Source organism: Sphingobium ummariense RL-3 (assembly GCF_000447205.1).
Taxonomy (GTDB): Bacteria; Pseudomonadota; Alphaproteobacteria; order Sphingomonadales; family Sphingomonadaceae; genus Sphingobium; species Sphingobium ummariense.
On record NZ_AUWY01000089.1, the window covers coordinates 1 to 17,918 of the forward strand.

At 66.5% G+C, this 17,918-nt stretch carries 14 protein-coding genes; 1 reads left to right on the top strand and 13 read right to left on the bottom strand.

Features of this window, described 5'->3' with window-relative positions:
* The first annotated feature begins 48 nt into the window (after positions 1-48).
* Positions 49-723, top strand: coding sequence for an orotidine-5'-phosphate decarboxylase (gene pyrF / locus M529_RS37170; protein ID WP_021318350.1), 675 nt, complete (start codon positions 49-51; stop codon positions 721-723).
* A gap of 121 nt (positions 724-844) precedes the next feature.
* On the opposite strand, the gene M529_RS37175 is transcribed toward pyrF, so the two are convergent.
* From M529_RS37175 to M529_RS37235, 13 genes are all read right to left on the bottom strand, one after another.
* Positions 845-1,246, bottom strand: coding sequence for an acyl-CoA thioesterase (locus tag M529_RS37175; RefSeq protein ID WP_021318351.1), 402 nt, complete (start codon positions 1,244-1,246; stop codon positions 845-847).
* Positions 1,247-1,331: 85 nt separating this feature from the next.
* On the bottom strand, positions 1,332-1,985 hold the full coding sequence (locus tag M529_RS37180; RefSeq protein ID WP_021318352.1) for an outer membrane protein: 654 nt from the start codon (positions 1,983-1,985) through the stop codon (positions 1,332-1,334).
* A gap of 179 nt (positions 1,986-2,164) precedes the next feature.
* A complete protein-coding gene (locus M529_RS37185; protein WP_021318353.1) occupies positions 2,165-3,550 on the bottom strand; it encodes an L-serine ammonia-lyase in 1,386 nt (461 codons plus the stop codon).
* A 3-nt stretch (positions 3,551-3,553) separates the two neighbouring features.
* Positions 3,554-7,738, bottom strand: coding sequence for a translocation/assembly module TamB domain-containing protein (locus M529_RS37190; protein ID WP_021318354.1), 4,185 nt, complete (start codon positions 7,736-7,738; stop codon positions 3,554-3,556).
* Positions 7,738-9,828 carry an autotransporter assembly complex protein TamA gene (locus tag M529_RS37195; RefSeq protein ID WP_021318355.1) on the bottom strand — a complete coding sequence of 697 codons (2,091 nt, stop codon included), beginning with the start codon at positions 9,826-9,828 and terminating at the stop codon, positions 7,738-7,740. Before M529_RS37195 ends, M529_RS37190 begins: the two co-directional genes overlap by 1 nt.
* A 63-nt stretch (positions 9,829-9,891) precedes the next feature.
* Complete coding sequence (proC, locus tag M529_RS37200; protein ID WP_021318356.1) at positions 9,892-10,698, bottom strand: pyrroline-5-carboxylate reductase; 807 nt, start codon at positions 10,696-10,698, stop codon at positions 9,892-9,894.
* Between the two features lie 11 nt (positions 10,699-10,709).
* Positions 10,710-11,216 (bottom strand): type III secretion system chaperone family protein, encoded by a 507-nt coding sequence (locus M529_RS37205; RefSeq protein WP_021318357.1) that lies wholly within the window; start codon positions 11,214-11,216, stop codon positions 10,710-10,712.
* Positions 11,217-11,265: 49 nt separating this feature from the next.
* Complete coding sequence (locus M529_RS37210; RefSeq protein WP_021318358.1) at positions 11,266-11,565, bottom strand: accessory factor UbiK family protein; 300 nt, start codon at positions 11,563-11,565, stop codon at positions 11,266-11,268.
* 37 nt (positions 11,566-11,602) lie between these two features.
* Positions 11,603-12,151 (bottom strand): TspO/MBR family protein, encoded by a 549-nt coding sequence (locus tag M529_RS37215; RefSeq protein WP_031295046.1) that lies wholly within the window; start codon positions 12,149-12,151, stop codon positions 11,603-11,605.
* Positions 12,152-12,175: 24 nt separating this feature from the next.
* Positions 12,176-15,280: an efflux RND transporter permease subunit gene (locus M529_RS37220; RefSeq protein ID WP_021318360.1), complete on the bottom strand. Its 3,105-nt coding sequence runs from the start codon at positions 15,278-15,280 to the stop codon at positions 12,176-12,178.
* A gap of 12 nt (positions 15,281-15,292) precedes the next feature.
* Positions 15,293-16,354: an efflux RND transporter periplasmic adaptor subunit gene (locus M529_RS37225; RefSeq protein WP_021318361.1), complete on the bottom strand. Its 1,062-nt coding sequence runs from the start codon at positions 16,352-16,354 to the stop codon at positions 15,293-15,295.
* An 86-nt stretch (positions 16,355-16,440) separates the two neighbouring features.
* Positions 16,441-17,181: a TlyA family RNA methyltransferase gene (locus M529_RS37230; protein WP_021318362.1), complete on the bottom strand. Its 741-nt coding sequence runs from the start codon at positions 17,179-17,181 to the stop codon at positions 16,441-16,443.
* The coding region (locus M529_RS37235) for a thioredoxin family protein (protein WP_021318363.1) at positions 17,181-17,918 on the bottom strand (738 nt) is incomplete at its 5' end. The genes M529_RS37235 and M529_RS37230, both read right to left, overlap by 1 nt.

Here is a 17,918-nt window from a genome sequence, read left to right on the forward strand (position 1 = left end):
GGCGGCTGCCCTCACCCCCGAAACGCCCCTCCTTTCGACTGGACCCGCATGAGAAGCCCGATCTACGTTGCTGTCGACACGCCCGACCTGGCGAAGGCGCTGGCGCTGGCGAACAAGGTGCACAACCATGTCGGCGGGCTGAAGCTGGGGCTCGAATTCTTCTGCGCCAACGGCCACCATGGCGTGCGCGAGATGATGAAGGTCGGCCTGCCGATCTTCCTGGACCTGAAGCTGCACGACATTCCCAACACCGTGGCCAAGGCGGTGCAGGCGCTGAACGGGCTGGAACCGGCCGTGCTGACGGTCCATGCCGCGGGCGGCCGGGCCATGCTGGAAGACGCAAAGGCGGCGGCTGGCATGAATACCAAGGTCGTGGCCGTGACGGTGCTTACCAGCCTGGACGATGGCGACCTGCTCGACATTGGCGTGGGCGGTAAAGCCGAGGATCAGGTCGCTCGGCTTGCCGACCTGGCGCGCAGCGCGGGGCTGGACGGCATCGTCTGTTCGGGCGAGGAAGTGGCTCTGGCGCGCAGGGCTTGGACCGATGGCTTCTTCGTGGTGCCCGGCGTGCGGCCGGCAGGCGGCGCGATGGGCGACCAGAAGCGCGCGGTGACCCCGCGTGAGGCGCTGGATCGCGGTGCATCCATCCTGGTGGTAGGCCGGCCGATCAGCCTGGCGGAAAATCCCGACATGGCCGCGCGGGAAATCGAAGCGACCCTGTAGCGGTGTGTATGGGATCACGCGAATTCGCGTCCCTCCCGTCACCCCGGCGAAAGCTGGGATGACGAGGATTGGCGGGCAGATGTCGAAATGTTTCGACAAGCTCAGCCCGAACGGTTCGATTTTATTCCGCCGGAAAGAATCGCTGGACGATATCGCGGGCGAGACGCGCCGGGCGCAGGGTCAAGGCATCGATGCAGCACCAGCTCGATTTGACCTCCGCCAGCACTTCCTCCCCACGGCGGATCACGGTTTCGTAGAAGGCTTTCGCCCCCTGCACCTTTTCCAGCAGCACCGTGGCGATCACGTCGTCCCCAAGGAAGGTGGGCTTGCGATAGGTGATCTCATGCTTCAGCGCTACCCAGAGGTGGCCAGCCACCACTTCGCTCGGGGCCAGAGCGCGCCAATGATCCAGCACGGCCGCCTGTACCCATTTAAGATAGCTGGCATTGTTGACATGACCCATGAAGTCGATGTCGGCGGGGTCGATCCCGATGGGATAGAGGTGGGGAATCGGGTTACTCACATGGATGTCAGTAACATGGGTGCATGGGGATGGATAGAAGAAAGGAGCCGGCTGCCCGGCTCCTTCCTCTTTGTTCTATCCGTTCTCAGAACCGCCAGCCGACGCTGGCGACGACCTGGTGACGATCGGTGTCGATCCCGAAATCGCGGCTGGTGGCACCGTCCGCGAACTCGATATGGGCGTCGTCATATTTGGAGTAGCGATATTCCAGCTTGGCAAAGGTGTTGGTGTTGATCGCTCGTTCCACGCCCGCACCGATGCGCCAGCCGTCCAGCTTGAACGACGTGTCGGTGGTCTGGTCCGTGTCGCCAGCCAGCACGTTGAGCTTCGTGTTGGTGTAACCACCCTTCACATAGATGAGGGTGGCAGGGTTGGCGAGGATGCCGGCGCGTGCGCCGACATAGAGATCGCGCCCCTGGCTGACCCGGCCGAAGCCGAAGGTGTCGGTCGGGTCGCGACGATCGCTCTTGGCGGTGGAATCGGTGAATTCACCTTCCACGCCGACGACGGCGCTGCCCAGGTTCACGTCATAGCCGGCGCCCACGCCATAGAGCAGGCCATCGATCGACTGGTCGTCCCGACCGTTGTCATTGTCGACATCACTGCCGGCGCCGACATGGTCATAGCCGAGGATCGCTTCGACACGGGGGCCGGTGAAAGTCGGGTTCACATCCTGCGCGAGAGCAGGAGTTGCGACGGCGCTGCCGGCCAGAAGGGTTGCGACCATCAACTTGTGCATAACGGGTACTCCATTCGTCTTTCTTATCCCCTGTCAGGGGTGAGACGCTGAAAGCCGGGGAGACCCGTAGGTTGCATGAACCTCAGATAAACGATTGATAATGTGCCATTAATGTCACAGATATAGCAGCTCGCCGCACCTTTGGGGCGAACGGTCGTGGCGGTGGCCGCAGACCTTTTTTAGCATTCGACCACATTCACCGCCAACCCGCCCAGGCTAGTTTCCTTGTACCGGCTGGCCATGTCCTCGCCTGTCTGGCGCATCGTTTCGATCACCGCGTCGAGGCTGACGATGTGGCGACCATCCCCCTGCAGGGCGAGATAGGCGGCGTTGATCGCCTTCACCGCCCCCATGGTATTGCGCTCGATGCAGGGGATCTGGACCAGGCCGCCGATGGGATCGCAGGTGAGGCCGAGATTATGCTCCATGCCGATCTCCGCCGCGTTCTCGATCTGCTGGTTGGTGCCGCCCAGCACAGCGGCAAGGCCCGCCGCCGCCATCGAGCAGGCGACGCCCACCTCTCCCTGACAGCCCATTTCGGCGGCGGAGATGGAGGCGCGCTTCTTGTAAAGGAAACCGACCGCTGCGGCCGTCAGCAGGAAGACGCGCTCGCCCTCCCGATCAGCGCCGGGGACGAAGCGGCGATAATAATGCAGCACCGCCGGCAGAACGCCGGCCGCACCGTTGGTGGGCGCCGTGACCACGCGGCCGCCCGCCGCATTCTCCTCGTTCACCGCCAGCGCGAACAGGCTTACCCATTCGAAGATCTGCGCGGGGCCGAGCGCATCCTGCTGGAGCCGCAGGCGGTTGTGGATCGCACGGGCGCGACGCCGGACCTTGAGCCCGCCCGGCAGCAGGCCTTCCTGTCGCAGGCCACGGTCGATGGAAGCGGACATGGCGTCGATCACGCTGTCGAGGAACGCTTCCGTCTCCGCCTGCGTGCGCCACGCGCCTTCGTTGCGCAGGACGAGCGTGGCGATGCTGAGGCCGCTTGCCTCGCCCTGCGCCAGCATCTCCGCGCCCGAGGAGAAGGGAAAGGGCTGCACGACATTGTGCCCGAGGGCCGGGTCGGGCAGCGCTTCGCCCGGAAGGACGGCGCCGCCGCCGATGGAATAATAGTCGCGCACCATAGGTTCCCGACCGTCCGCGAACCAGGCGGAGAAGCGCATGCCGTTGGAATGCGCCTCCAGGAAGTCCCCCATGCGGAAGACCAGGTCGGTCTCTTCCGTGAAAGGCACCCAGCCTTCGGCCGCGCTGCCGAAGCGAATACGCCCCTGCGCGCGGATGTCGCCGAGGATCGTGGATATCGCATCAGGATCCACGCCTTCCGGGCGGTAGCCGGACAGGCCGAGCAGGATCGCCGCATCGGTGGCATGGCCCCGCCCCGTCAGCGCGAGCGATCCGAACAGCTCGCACCGCACCCGCTTCGGTCGGGCGGGCAGCGAGTCCATGAACGTCAGCGCGGCGCGCATCGGGCCTACCGTGTGCGAGCTGGAAGGGCCGATGCCGATGGTGAAGAGGTCGGTCACGCTGATCGCGGCGGTGCTGTCGATGCGCGATTTCATGGGTCAATAATCCTTGGACACGCGGACGTTGGCGCTTTCGCGGCCGAGGGTCGAGATGGCGCCGAGCAGAGAGAGCCAGCGGGTCACCTGATATTCGATCCGGGTGGCGGAATAGCCCTGCCCGTCGGTGATCAGTTCCACATAGGTCTTCCGCGTCAGATATTTGCCGGCCGCGATCGAGGTGCCCTGCCCCTGCGTCGGGTCGGCGGCGATGATCCGGAGACGATCAAGCCCCGCCGCTCGGCGCACGGCGTTGATCGGGTCGAGCCCACCCTGCCCCTGGAGCGAGCCCACGGCCGAGGCAAGCTGCAGTGCCTCGGGCGCGGAGAGGTTGGTGATCGAGGTGCCGAAGAGGATGCGGGAGAGCAGTTCGTCCTGCGGCATGGCGGGAATGCTGGTGAAGGTGATGTCGGGCTTGAGACCCGTGCCGCCGACATGGATGGTGGCGGTCAGGTCGCTGACGTCTGCCTCCGCATCGATATCGAGCGTCGGGTTGATCGGCGTCTTGCCGTCGAAGCGGATGCGCCCTTCTCGCAGATCGAAGCGCCGCCCGGCAAATTCGTAGCCGCCGCGCACCAGGTCGACCGTGCCGGCAATGGCAGGATTTGTGACGGTGCCGCCGATGTCCAGATCGGCGCGCCATTCGCTGTCGAGGCCGAGGCCAGTGACGGTCAGCCGATTGCGCGCCCGCGCCTTGATCGCCAGCGCCCAGGGACGGATGGCGCGGGGGCGCTCGATTTCCTCGCCGCGACGGTTGATCTCGATCACCTGCAGTTCGGGAATCTGTGCCACCGCTGCGGCGCGGCCCAGGGTGAAGCGGCTGCGGTTGAGGACCAGGTCGCCCCCAATCGTGCCGCCGTTGCCGTCCGACCGGATGGTGATCGGCCCGGTGACGGTGGCGGCAATGTCGTCGCGTTCCAGCAGCGCGGCGTTATCGGCCTGCAGGGCCAGGTCCATGCCGACGCCCGCTATCCCGTTGAAGGTGAAGCGGCCGGTGCCTGTGACACTGCCGCCATTCTGCGCCTGGGCCGCAAAGCTGGAAATCACGAGCTGCGCACCGGAGAAGCCGCCCCGTGCCCGGACGTTGCGCAGCCGCATGCCGGTGACCGGGCTGTTGATCGCGGCATTGTCCGTCGCCAGCGATCCGGCGATGACGGGATTGCCCAGCGTGCCGCGCGCATCGGCGGACAGGGTCACGGGCCCGGCAATATCGACGATCTCGACACCCGTCAGGCGCCAGAGCGTGTCGGCAGTGCCGCTGTAGCGCAGCTGGGCGAAAAGCGGGGCCCGGTTGAGGCGATCGATGATCCCGCCTTCGCTGCCGAGCGGAGTCAACAGCGCCTGGCCTCGGCCGATGGTGCGGCCGTCCGCGACGAAGACGATGCGGGTGGCAAGGCGGCCGGGATCGAGGACCGCGTTGACGCCAACATCAACAGGCCGCGAGCTGAGCGACAGGCCGGAACGGGAAAGGCCACGGATACGCAGTTCCGCCTTGCCCGAAGGCAGGCCCCCACGGTTGTGGACATAGCTGAGCGAACCAGTGGCGGTGCCACCCAGACCCAGATTGTCGTAGGCGATGTCCAGCAACGCGAGCGGCATGCGCTCCATGCGCGTTTCGACGCGCGTCTGATCCCCCGACAAGTCTCCGGCAAGCTGGAGCGTGCCGCCGGCATAACTGACCGTTGCAGGCGACAGTCGCCAGCCACCGCTGGTGCGGGTGAGCAGTGCTGCGCGGGTCAGGCGGATCGAGCGGCGATCAATGGTTCCGGCGGCGGTCAGACGAATGCGGTCCGGCTCGACCACAGCCTCGCCCTTCAGATCGAACAGACGCCCGCGCTGGCCCGAGAGGCTGCCGGTCACCTTGCCCCGTCCATCGGTCAGGTCGGCCTGGGCAATGAGTCGGCCGACCAGCATGCCCCCGACGCGCAGGCCCCGCGCATCGCCCTTTGCCTGGACCGTGGTACGGCCGGGATCGAGCAGGATGGTCGCATCGACCTGCCCGCGGCGGACCTCGATCACTGTCGGACCGTCAAACCTGGCGTCGCGCGCGTCCAGCTTGAGCAGAAGCTGCTGCGCCTCACCCACCGGCTTGAAACCGATGAAACCGGTCACCGGACCGGAGACAGAGAGCTGGCCGTCCAGCCCCCCGGCCACGGGACGGATGTCGCCGCTCGCCGTCACGCCGGACACCTGTAGCCGGGCGACATGGACCACCGCCTGGCCGCCCAGCGGTAGCAGGATGGCGCCATTGCCCGTGAACGGACCAAGGGTCGATCCACCTTCCGCGGTAAAGCTGTAGCCGGCCGCATCCGGCACCAGCTGAACGCGCACCTCTGCAAGGCCGAGCGCATTCATCGGGCGGTGCAGCAGCAGGTCGACGGCGGGGCGCTCGATCCGCCCGTCGAGGGTCAATTCCAACGGGCCGTAGCGCTGATGGGTGCCGCTGCCTTCGAAATGGAAGCTGCCGTCGCGATGGCGGATGCCGTTGGCGGAAAGACGTAGCAGCGGCGACTCCAACTGCAGGCCGGTCAGCGCAAGCTGTCCGTCCGGGCGCAGGGCGAGCGCCGTACGCAGGGTCGGCAGGCCGCCGCCCAGCCCGGCCAGGAAAGCATTGTCCAGTCGCCGCATCCGGGCCTGCGCCGTGCCGGACAGGCCGAAGCTGCCATTCGGCCGGGGCGCCGCGCGAAGCTTCGAGGTCAGGTCGACGATGCCGAGGCCACGGATCGCAAGTCCTGTGATCTGCCCATCAAGGCCGAAGTCGTAGCGGCCGGTCCTGAGGTCCGCCAGCATCACCAGCCGGCCGCGCAGCTTGTCGGACCGGACCTGCATCGGGTTGCTGACGATCTGCTGACCGTTCAGCTGGAGCACGCCGTCAAGCGTGAAGTTGCGGACGATGCCCTCGACCAGATCGCCCTGGCCATCCAGACGACGCGCGCGCAGACGCACCGGGATCAGCACCGGCCCCTTCGCGGCCGGGCGGCCTCTGCCCTCCACACGCACATCGCTGATCACGGTCTTGTCGAAGGCCAGCTGGCGGGCGGTCAGCAGATATTCGAAGCCGGGAGCGCCTAGCGCCCCGTCGAGCCGGATACGGGCGGCGATATCGCGACCGCGCATGTTCTTCAGCAATGCCTCGGGCCGGGCGAGCTTCACATCGACCAGCATATTGTCGAGCGCGTTGTTGTGCAGGTCCATGGCCCCGTCAGCCGTGAGATCTATTGCCGGGGCGCGAAGCGACAGCTTCCCGTCGATGACGCGATCCACCATGGTGCCGCTCGCCTGGATCGTGAGGCGCGGGGAGGAAAGGCGCTTCAAGGCGGCGGAACCGATCGCTGCGCTCTCGATCGAACCCGTTGCCGAATAGGCGCCGCTGCGGGCAACAAGCTTCAAGGCCACCGCAGGCTTGCCCGCAAGGGTCGCGGACAGGGTGCCGTCCCATCGCGTCCAGCTGCCCTTGCCTCCGATCCGCAGGTTGGCGTCTTCCCTGAGGCCCGCCATCGCCGCGAGCAGGCCGCCGCGCGGCGCGTTGACAGTCACATCCAGGTTGAAACGGTCGTCGTCAGGCCGGCTATCGAGCGCGAGCACCAGCGCGTCCTCCGCGCCCAGCACGCGGCCCGACAGATCGACGATCGCACGGCCGCCGCGAATGTCGGCGTCGCCCGAAAGCGTGGCGATTTGCGCCTTGCCCGTCACCTGCCGCGCAACGTGCAGGCGGTCGATCGAAAAGCGCATCAAGCGGATGTCGAAGCCGGGCAGGATCGGACCCTGGCGTTCCGTGGGGTTGAGCCTGGGCAGTTTGTAAAGCGTTGCCTCCGGCACCCACAGCCGGTCAATGTCCAGCCGGTTCGATAGCCAGGCGAAGGGCCACCAATCCAGTTCCACCCGCGGCGCGGCGAAGAAGCGGCCATTCGGGTCGGACAGCGTCAGGCCGCGCAGCACCGCCTTTCGGTAGATGCTTCCCTCGATCGTATCGACCTGGATGCGCAGGCCGGACTGCGGGCTGATCCGGGCGATGCGCGCAGCGAGGAAACGGTGGCCGGGCGTGCTGTCCAGCCAGACGAGCGCGCCCGCGACAACCAGCACGGCCGCCGCAAGCAGGCCGGCGACCCAACGCTGCCAGCGGCCATCCCAGGCGCGGTGGCGCGGCCGGGGCGCGGGCAGTGGCGGAACGGGCGGGTCCTGCGCCATCAGAAAGCCTGCCCCAGCGAGACATACACGGCGACGCGGGGGTCGCCGCGCTGCGGGTTGATCGGCGTACCGACGTCGACGCGGATCGGCCCGAAATTGCTGTAATAGCGCACGCCCATCCCCGCCCCAATACGCAGATCGCGGAAGCGTGGCAGGAAGCTGGTGGAGATGTTGCCCGCGTCGACGAAGGGCACCACGCCCAAAGCGCCGAAGCGCACGCGCGCCTCCAGCGCGAATTCGGCGAGGCTCTTGCCCCCGATCGGGTCGTTGTTGCTGTCGCGCGGGCCGATCGCCTGATAGCCATAGCCGCGCACCGACCCGCCGCCGCCCGCGTAGAAGCGCCGCGACGGTGCGATCTCGCTCACCTGCGATCCGAAGATGGTGCCGAAGCGCGCGCGAGCGGCGACGACGGTACGGTCTCCCAGGGGCTGGTAGAGGCTGCCGTCCAGCTGCGCACGCGCATAGGAGAAGGTCTTGTTTTGGAAAGACAGTTCCGGGCTGATCCGGCCGCCCAGGCGGAAGCCCCTGCTCGGATTGAGCAAGTCGTCGCTGCCGTCATAGGTCAGGCTGAGCGGCACGGCACCGATGAAGAAGGTGCGGCGCCCGCCGACGATCCGGCTGAAGCTGTCGCGCTCGTCCGACAGCACCAGTTCGCCGCCGATGCGCCAGACCCATTTCTTCTGGAACAGGATGTTGGTTTGCCGCTCCAGCCCTCCCGACAGGGTGATGGTACGCGCATCATAGGCATCGCGCCGGATGTTGCTGACGGAAAGCAGCCCGGTCAGCACATGGTCGCGTGCCTTGAAGTTGTTGCGACGATAGGTGAAGGACGCGGTCTGTTCCTGCGTGCCCAGCACGCCGCGCAGGATGACGGCGCCTTCGGGCGGGAAGAAATTGCGGTGCTGCCAGTTGACCTCGGCGCGATAGCCTTCGCCCGTGCCGTAGCCCAGTTCCCCCGCGATGGTACGCGACGGCGCGGGGCGGACATCGACGGCCAGGTCGACATGCTCGCCATCGCCCGCGTCCTTCGGCGTCAGAGTGACAGAGGAAACAAGGCCGGTCGCGACGATGGCGCGGCGCAGGTCCTCGACATCGGAAGCCATATAGGTGTCGCCCGGATGAAAGCGCGCGATCCGCTGGAGATGGCGGGCGCTGAACACGTCGTCATCGTCGAGCAGAATGGTGCCGAAGCTGCGATAGCCGCCCGGCGTCACAATGATGTCGAGGTCGCCGGTACGTTCCTCATGGTCGATTCGCACCTCCGGCTCATCCACCTTGGCAAAAGGGAAGCCGCTTTCGCCCAGCGCGGTTGTCAGCGATTGCTGACCGGCGAGTATAGCGTCGGCGTCCACCGGGTCGCCGGCCTTGGGCGGAAAGGCAGCCCGCAAGGCCGCCTCGCGCTCGCCGGTTTCGGCCAAGCCAAGCACGTCAACCGATGCCAGCAGATATTGGGTCCCCGGCGTGATATCGAAACCGACCACCAGTCGGTCGCCGCCGGGCGGCGGAGGCGCCGCCGAACCCCGGACACGCGCTGCGTAATAGCCCTTCGCCCGCAGCAGGCGCTCCAGCAGGTCGCTGTCCTCCCTGATACGCCGGTTGATCTGGGCCAGGTTCGCTGGCTTCCCCGCCCCCTGGCGCAGCACGGACAGTTCGTTGAAGCGCGTGGTGAACTGCGCGTCGGCGATGGCGTCGACGCCGCGAAGGACGACGTCATAGCGGCGCTCTCCCCCGGTATCTGCGAAGGCCGCACTTTGCTGGACCGGTTCGGCGACATCCGCGTCGGTGGCGGCAGGTTGGGCATCGGCCGGTTGGACGGAGCCTGCGGCCGACGCGGAATCCTCGCCAGTCCCCACCACCGGATCCGCAGGCAGGGGAACGACCGTATCCGGCTGGCCCATGTCAGGCCAGTCTACCCCTATGTCGGGCATGGGATCGAGCGCCTGGTCGGGTGACGACGGCGGTTCGGCGGCGGCAGGGAGCGGTTGCTGCGCCTGCGCAATGCCACAGGCCAGCAGAAGGGACGCCACAAGCAGCGAGGCGCACAGCGGACGAGCTGAAACGCGGCATCTGGTCCGCAAGCCGGTGGTCATTTTGAGGGTCTAGCCCAAGACGGACGGCATATGCCAGCCCGAAGCGGCGCTGGATAAGTTCGGCTATTCGCCCCGCGCCATCGCCTCGCCCCGATCCCGCGCGGCGGTAAGCGTGTCAATGAGCAGCTCCAGCAGCCGGTCGTCCGCATCGAGCACGTTCAGGCCCTGCCGCGTCATGCCCCCAGGGCTGGCGACATGATCAGCGAGCGTGGCGGGATCGGCATCGGCGCGTGCTGCCATGGCGGCAGAACCCTGCACCGTGGCGAGCGCCATGCGGGCGGCTTGGTCCGCGGGGATCCCGATCGCCTCGCCTGCCCGCGCCAGTGCATCGATAAAACGGAAAAGGAACGCGGGGCCGCAACCGGACAAAGCCGTCACCTGGTTGAACAGCGCCTCGTCCGGGATCCATTCGGCAAGGCCCAAAGGCGTCATCAGCGCCTCGACCGCGCTGCGCGCTTCACCAGCGGTTGGCGCATCGGCGTGGAGCGCGATGACTCCTTCGCCGATACCTACGGGCAGATTCGGCATGGCGCGGACGATATCACGGATTCCGACGAAACGCGCGCGCAGCTCGGCCAATGTAGTCCCGGCCAGAATCGATATGATGCGCGTGTCCGCATCGCAAAGAGGGGCGAGCGCAGTGGCGACCTCCGCCACCTGGTAGGGTTTCATGCCGAGCAGGACGGTCGTACCGGCCGGTAACGCGTCGGGATAGCCCGTCACCACCGCCACACCATCCGCCACGGCACGCCCGCTGGGACGAAGAACGGTGACCCGCGCCGGATCAAGCCCACAGGCCAGCCAGCGCGCCAGCATCTGCCCGGCCATGTTGCCGCAGCCGACAAGGAACAGGTGATCGGGCCAGGGCATGAAGCGGCGGTTCAGGCTTCGCCGCGGGTTTCGATCAGGCTCGCGGAAATGGCCTCCGCCGGGCTCTTCCCGCCCCAAAGCACGAACTGGAACACCGGGTAGAAGCGCTCGCACTCGTCGATGGCCGTTTCCACCAGCACCTGGGCCTGATCCAGCGTCAGCGTGCCGCCGGTTCCCAACAGCGCGCCGTGACGGAACAGGATGATGCCACTCGACGACCAGAGCTCGAAATGGCCGAGCCAGAGCTGCTCGTTGATAAGACCCAGCGTCTCATAGATCGCGGCGCGCTTTTCTTCGGTGACACGGATGTCGGGCAGCGCCAGGAGCTGGAGCACCTGGTCCTCGTCGCGCCAGATGCCGCGCAGCTCATATTGCGCCCAGGAACCCTGGGTGCTGGCGACGACCTCGTCCTCGCCGACCTGCTCGAAACTCCAGCCGTTCGCCTCGAAATAAGCGGAAAGCATGTCGATCGGCGCAGCTTCCTGCCCGCCATGCTCATATTCGTCGCTATCCATCATCGATGGGCCTTTATCACCGTGCCCGCCCAAAGGACAGCCGAAAGGGCGCTCACTCGGCGTTCGTGTCCTTGGCCTTCGGAGTGCGGACGCTGCGGGTCACGGGTTCGGACGCCTTGCCTTCCAGCGCGTCGAGGCGCGCCTTGAGCAATTCCACCTCCTCGCGGGCGGCGGCGGCCAGGGCCTTCACGGCGTCGAATTCCTCGCGGCTGACGAAGTCCACGCCGCCGATCCACTCCTTCGCCTTTTCCCGGGCATTGCTCTCGAATTCGCGGGTCATGCCCGCGACCGTGCCGGCTGCGCCGTTCACCAGCTTCGCCAGATCGTCGAAAAAGCGGTTCTCGCTCTGCATGTCCTAATCCTTGGTTTGGAGCCGCGCCCCGCAAAAACTATATCTGGGTCCTCAGCGCGGGCGCCACAAGGGTTTCCGCATCCGGATTGAGGCGGCCGATCTCATAGTTGAGGTAGGACGCGAAAGCCAGCCAGGCGACATAGGGCAGCAGCAGCAGCCCCGCGACGCGGCGGACCCGCCAGAACAGCAGCGTCGTGATGACCACAAGGACCAGCAGGACAAGGATGAGAACCAGCGCGTCGCCGACCTGATGCGCGCGAAAGAAAAGCGGCGACCACAGCAGGTTAAGGACGAACTGCGTAAGGAACAACAGGATTGCCGGACCTCGCCCCCTTGCTCCCCGGGCATGAAGCACGATCGCTAAGGCAAGCGCCATCAGGACATAGAGGGTGGTCCAGGCGACACCGAACACCCACCCCGGCGGGATCAGCGCGGGCTTGTCCAGCGCGGCGAACCAGCGATTGCCATAGCCGCTATTCGCCACATAGCCAGACAGAAAGCCGAGGAAGACGATCGCGGGAACAGTCACCAGCGCCCAGCGCAGATAGGCAAGACGCAACTGGCCCTGCGACGCGATCTCGTTCATCGGCAGCAACACTCCCCGCGCATGTCACTCGGCCGGTTCGGGCGTGTCCTTCAGCGCCGAATCCAGCTTGCGACTCACGGTTTGCGGGGAAACCGTGCGCCCTGCAACCCGCGAATAGAAGATCGGGATCAGGAACAGCGTGATCAACGTCGCGAGCGACACCCCGAACACGATCACCACGCCGATCGAATGCCGCGCCGCCGCGCCAGCGCCGCCACGAATGACCAGCGGAACGGCGCCGATCACGGTGGCGATGGAGGTCATGAGGATCGGGCGGAGACGGCGCGTGGCAGCCTGGCGGATGGCCTGCGCCACCTCCAGCCCCTCGTCGCGCAACTGGTTCGCGAACTCGACGATCAGGATGCCGTTCTTGGCCGCCAGACCCACCAGCATGACAATGCCGATCTGGCTGTAGAGATTGAGCGAACTGCCCATGATACCAAGGCCGATCGCGCCGCCCGCGACAGCGAGCGGCACGGTGGCAATGATGACGGCGGGATGGATGAAGCTTTCGAACTGCGCCGCCAGCAGCAGGAAGACGATCACGATGGTGAGGCCGAAGACGAGCCAGATCGACCCGCCGGTTTCCCGCAGCGACTGGCTTTCGCCGCGATAGCCGACAGCCAGCACCTCGGGCGACTGGGCCGCCAGCCCTTCCAGATAAGTCAGCGCCTCGCCAAGCGAATAGCCGGGTGCGAGGCCCGCCGTCAGGGTGATGGCGCGCAGCTTGTTATAGCGGTTGAGTTGGCGAGGCCCGGCGATTTCCTTGACAGTCACGACCGAGGAAAGCGGCACCAGCGCGCCGGTGCGGGTGCGGACCTGGATGCGCTCCAGGTCGGCCAGCGTGCGCCGCCCCTGCTCTTCCGCCTGGATGAGGACGCGATATTCCTCGCCCCGGTCGACATAGGTGGTGACGCGGCGCGAACCCAGCAGGCTCTGCAGCGCCTGGCTGACGTCGTTGACCGACACGCCGAGGTCACCCGCTCGCTGCTGGTTCACCTCGATCCGCATCTGCGGCTTGCTTTCCTTATAGTCGCTGTCGAGGTTGACGAGGCCAGGATTGCTGGCGGCGGCGGCCATGATCCGGTCTCGCGCGGCGACGAGGCCTTCATAGGTCGACCCGGCGATCACGATGTTGACCGGCAGGCCGCGCCCGCGCGACAGGCCCGAGCGCGGCGCCACATTGCCGCGAATGCCGGGCTGGTTCGCCAATATCCCGTTTATCTCGTTGGCCAGTTCGGCGGTGGTGATCGTGCGATCTTCCCAAGGCCGCAGGAAGGCAATGACGTTGCCGTTGTTGAAGTCGTCGCTGGTGCCGAAGCCGCCCGGCGTGCGGATGACAAGGTTCTGAAGTGTCCCGTCCTTGGTGAAGCGCATCAGATCCTTTTCGATCTTCTGCATGTAGCGCATCATCTGGGCGAAGCCGGTACCCTCGGCCGCGATGATCTGGCCGTCGACGACACCCGTGTCCTCGGCCGGCGCCAGCTCGCTTTGAAGAGTCATGAAGATCCCGCCCGCCGCGCCCAGGAAGACAAAAACGGCCAGGAGCGGCAACAGCGGCTTGCGCAGCGCCCGGTCCAGCCATCTGGCGTAACCGCTTTCCAGCTTCTGGAAGCGGTCGTCGACCCAGCGCGCGAGCCGGCCACGCTCGGCGGTCTTGAGCAGCTTCGAGCAAAGCATCGGCGCCAGGCTCAGCGAAATGAAGCCTGAGAAGGCGATAGCCGCGATCATAGCGATGGCGAGTTCGCGGAACAGCAGGCCAGTCTGCCCTGCCAGGAACATGATCGGCACGAACACCGCGCAGACCACCAGCGTGGTCGAGATGATCGCAAAACCCACCTGGCGCGTGCCGAGGAAGGCGGCGACCAGCGGATCATCGCCTTCCTCGATCCGGTGATAGACGTTTTCGAGCACGACGATCGCGTCGTCCACGACCAGGCCGATCGCCAGCACGAAAGCGAGCAACGTCAACAGGTTGATCGACAGGCCAAGCAGCCACATCACTGCGCAGGTCGCGAGCAGGCAGATCGGCACCGTAACGGCCGGGATGATGGTGGCGCGGATCGAGCCGAGGAACAGGAAAATGACGAGAATGACGAGAATCGCCGCTTCGAGCAGCGTATCGTACACATTCTCGATCGCACGGCTGATGAAGAGGGACTCGTCGGAGCCCACGGCGACGCTCATCCCCTTGGGCAGCGTCGGTTCCAGTTCCTTGAGCAGCGCCTTCGATCGATCTGCGACTTCCAGCGTGTTGGCTCCCGACTGACGAACGATGCCGAGGCCGATCGCGGTGCCGCCATTGGACCGGAAGGAGCTGTAGGGATTTTCCGCACCCACCTCGATCCGGGCGACGTCGCCGAGCTTCACCAGATAGCCGTCCGCGCCGCGACCCACGACCAACCCCGCAAACTGCAGCGGCGAGGAGAAGGGGCGATCGACGCGCAGCGTCTGGTTCTGGTCCTTCGATTCGAAGCGGCCGGCGGGCAGTTCCACATTCTGCGTACGCAGCGCCGTCTCGACATCTGCGGGAGTCAGGCCGAAGGCGGCCAGCTTGTCGGCATTGAGCCAGATGCGCGCCGACGGCCGGGCTTCGCCGCCGATGAACACGCGCGCGACGCCGTCAATGGCGGAGAAGCGGTCGACGACATTGCGGTCGAGATAGTCACTGATCTGGATTGGGGTCCAGCCCGGGCGAGAGAAAGCGAGGAACAGGATGGGCCGAGCGTCGGCATCAACCTTGCGGATCTCGGGCGCCAGCGCGTCCTCGGGCAGGTCCTCGACGGTCGAACCGACGCGGTCGCGTACGTCGTTCGCCGCCGAATCGATGTCGCGCGACGGATCGAATTCGATATTGATCTGCGACTGGCCATCCTGCGAGCTGGACGTGATCGTCTGGATGCCCTGGACACCCGCGATGGCGTCCTCGATGATCTGGGTGATACGGGTCTCTATGACCGCGGCCGCCGCACCGGTATAGGTGGTCTGAACCGACACGACGGGCGGGTCGGTATCAGGATATTCGCGCACCGACAGGCTGAGATAGCCGACAATGCCGACCAGGCACATCAGCACCGCAAGGACGGCCGCGAAAACCGGTCGGCGGACGGAGAGGTCGGAGAGCTGCATCGCCGCCGCCGCTCAGTGCGCCGCGGCGGCGGGGCCGCCGCCTGCGTCGCCTTGGGGCTTTTCGCCCGGCAACCGGACGGGGACGCCGTCGGTCAGCTTGACCACGCCGTCGGTGACGATCATGTCGCCCGCCTTCACGCCGTCCAGGATTTCCACCAGGCCATTCTGGCGCAGGCCGGTCTTCACATTGACGCGCTTCACCTTGTGATCCTGGACCACGAAGACCGATCGATCCTCGCCATCGCCCAGCACGGCCAGTTCCGGCGCCGCGAGCGAACGGCGCTCGCGCGCGATCACGTTGACGGTGAGCAGCATGCCGGGCTTCAACACCCGGTCGGGATTGGGCAGAATCGCACGAACCTTCACCGCGCGGGTGGCCGGGTCGATCACCGGGTCGATGGTCGCGACCGTCCCGGAAAAGGGCCGGTCCGGCCAGGCGGCCGAAACCGCCTTGATGGTCTGCCCTTCCCGGATCATGGACAGCTGCGTCTCGGGCACAGTGAAGTCGAGCTTGATGCGGGAGATGTCGCTGACGGTGGCGATCTGCGTCCCTGCGGTGACGATCGCGCCGACCGACACCATGCGCAGGCTGACCCAGCCGGAGAAGGGCGCGCGAATGATCCGGTCGCCGATCGAGGCGCGGGCGAGCTGTGCATTTGCGACCGCCGCATTGGCGAGCGCCACCTGCTGGTCCAAGCTGGCGCCGGTCGCGAAACCGCGCGTCTTCAGCGCCTGGATGCGATCAAGCTGCTGCTTGGCCTGGAGCGACTGCGCCTCGGCCGCAGCCAGCTCGGCCTTTTCCTGGCCTTGCGCCAAGGTGGCTATCACCTGACCCTTGGAGACATAGCCGCCGTCCTTGAAGTTGAGGGAAGTGATGCGTTCCGTCACCGGCGCCGAAAGCACGACCTGCTCATTGGCGAGCGCGGTGCCCACGGCATCCAGATTGTCTGTGAAAGTCTCCACCTTGATGGGTGCAGCCTGGACGAGCGCAGGCGGACGCGCACGGCTCTCCTTCTTGGTGCCGCAACCTGTCAGGCCCAGCGCGAGAATGACGACGGACAGTGTAAAACGCATGGTGAGGGGCTAACCGGCCTTTGCACGCGACACAACGGGACCATTTGTCGCGAAATGTAACAACGATGGGCGGAACGAAGGGAAGGTCAATTTCCGCCAAGGCTGGCGGCGATCAGAAACTCGATATTGCCCTGCGGGCCGGTAATCGGGCTTTGCGTAATTCCCGTGACTGTCCAGCCCTCGCCCTCCAGCCAGGATCGCACCTGCGCGCAGACCCGATCGTGCACAGCAGGGTCGCGCACGACGCCGTTCTTGCCGATTTCACCGCGCTCCGCCTCGAACTGGGGCTTGATCAGGGCGACCAGGTGGGCGCCCGACCTCGCGAAGGTCATCGGCCGCTCCAGCACCTTCTCCAGCGCGATGAAACTTGCGTCGCAGACGATGATGTCGACGGGCTCGGGGATATGATCGGCGGTCAGGATGCGGGCGCTGGTCTGTTCATGAACGATCACGCGCGGATCGGAGCGCAGTTTCCAGGCGAGCTGGTTGGTGCCGCTGTCGACGGCATAGACCCGCGCCGCGCCTTTGGTCAGCAGGACGTCGGTGAAGCCGCCGGTCGAGCTGCCCACGTCGATCGCCACCAGCCCGGCCACGTCGATGCCGAAATGATCCAGCCCGTGGGCCAGCTTGACGCCGCCGCGCGACACCCAGGGATGGTCCCGCCCGCGCACGTCGAGCGCAGCGTCCTGCGCCACCTGCTGCCCCGCCTTTTCCACCTTCCGGTCGCCGATATAGACGAGCCCGGCGAGGATCAGCGCCTGTGCCCGCGCGCGGCTTTCGGCAAGCCCGCGATCGACGAGCAACTGGTCCGCGCGCTGCTTCGCCATCAGCGCACCAGAGCGGTCAGCGTCGCCGGGGTGAGGATCTGCGGCAGCGTCTGCGCCTCCCGGCCCGGCGCGTACCAGAGGTAGAGCGGCACGCCCGACCGCCCCTGCTCTTCCAGGAAACGGGTGATCGCCGGGTCGGCATTGGTCCAGTCGCCGACCATGACGGTCACGCCGGCCTTCTCGAAAGCGGCGCTGGTTTCCGGACGGTCGATGGCGGCGGCTTCGTTCGCCTTGCAGGTGAGACACCAGTCGGCGGTGAAGTAGAGGAACACGGGCTTGCGCTGCGCCCGCAGGGCGGCGAGCCGCGCCTCATCGAAGGGAACGGTGCCGGACGCCTCGGCCGAGGACGCGGCCGGCGCCTTGGTCGGCAGCAGCGCGATTCCGCCCGCCAGCAGGCCAAGCGCAGCGACGACCGCTGCCAGCCCCCCCGCTTTCCCCCGATGCTGGCGCGCGCCCAGCCACCAGAGCAGCAGGGCCAGCAGCAGCGCGACGCCGAGGCCAACGGTCATGCCCGCCACGCCGCGCTGCTGGCCGAGCAGCCAGGCGAGGCCGAGCGCGGTGACGAACATCGGCACGGCAAAGATGCGCTGGAGCCGCATCATCCACGGCCCGGGCCTCGGCAAGCGGGCACGCAAGGCGGGCACATAGGCGAGCAGCAGGAAGGGAAGCGCGATGCCGAATCCCAGTCCGGCGAAGATCGCCAGCGCGGCGGGCAGCGGCAGCACCAGCGCCGCCCC

Coding starts and splice junctions, on each gene's coding strand:
- pyrF (WP_021318350.1), top strand. CDS start 49: ATGAGAAGCCCGATCTACGTTGCTGTCGACACGCCCGACCTGGCGAAG.
- M529_RS37180 (WP_021318352.1), bottom strand. CDS start 1,985: ATGCACAAGTTGATGGTCGCAACCCTTCTGGCCGGCAGCGCCGTCGCA.
- M529_RS37185 (WP_021318353.1), bottom strand. CDS start 3,550: ATGAAATCGCGCATCGACAGCACCGCCGCGATCAGCGTGACCGACCTC.
- M529_RS37190 (WP_021318354.1), bottom strand. CDS start 7,738: ATGGCGCAGGACCCGCCCGTTCCGCCACTGCCCGCGCCCCGGCCGCGC.
- M529_RS37195 (WP_021318355.1), bottom strand. CDS start 9,828: ATGACCACCGGCTTGCGGACCAGATGCCGCGTTTCAGCTCGTCCGCTG.
- proC (WP_021318356.1), bottom strand. CDS start 10,698: ATGCCCTGGCCCGATCACCTGTTCCTTGTCGGCTGCGGCAACATGGCC.
- M529_RS37205 (WP_021318357.1), bottom strand. CDS start 11,216: ATGATGGATAGCGACGAATATGAGCATGGCGGGCAGGAAGCTGCGCCG.
- M529_RS37210 (WP_021318358.1), bottom strand. CDS start 11,565: ATGCAGAGCGAGAACCGCTTTTTCGACGATCTGGCGAAGCTGGTGAAC.
- M529_RS37215 (WP_031295046.1), bottom strand. CDS start 12,151: ATGAACGAGATCGCGTCGCAGGGCCAGTTGCGTCTTGCCTATCTGCGC.
- M529_RS37220 (WP_021318360.1), bottom strand. CDS start 15,280: ATGCAGCTCTCCGACCTCTCCGTCCGCCGACCGGTTTTCGCGGCCGTC.
- M529_RS37225 (WP_021318361.1), bottom strand. CDS start 16,354: ATGCGTTTTACACTGTCCGTCGTCATTCTCGCGCTGGGCCTGACAGGT.
- M529_RS37230 (WP_021318362.1), bottom strand. CDS start 17,181: ATGGCGAAGCAGCGCGCGGACCAGTTGCTCGTCGATCGCGGGCTTGCC.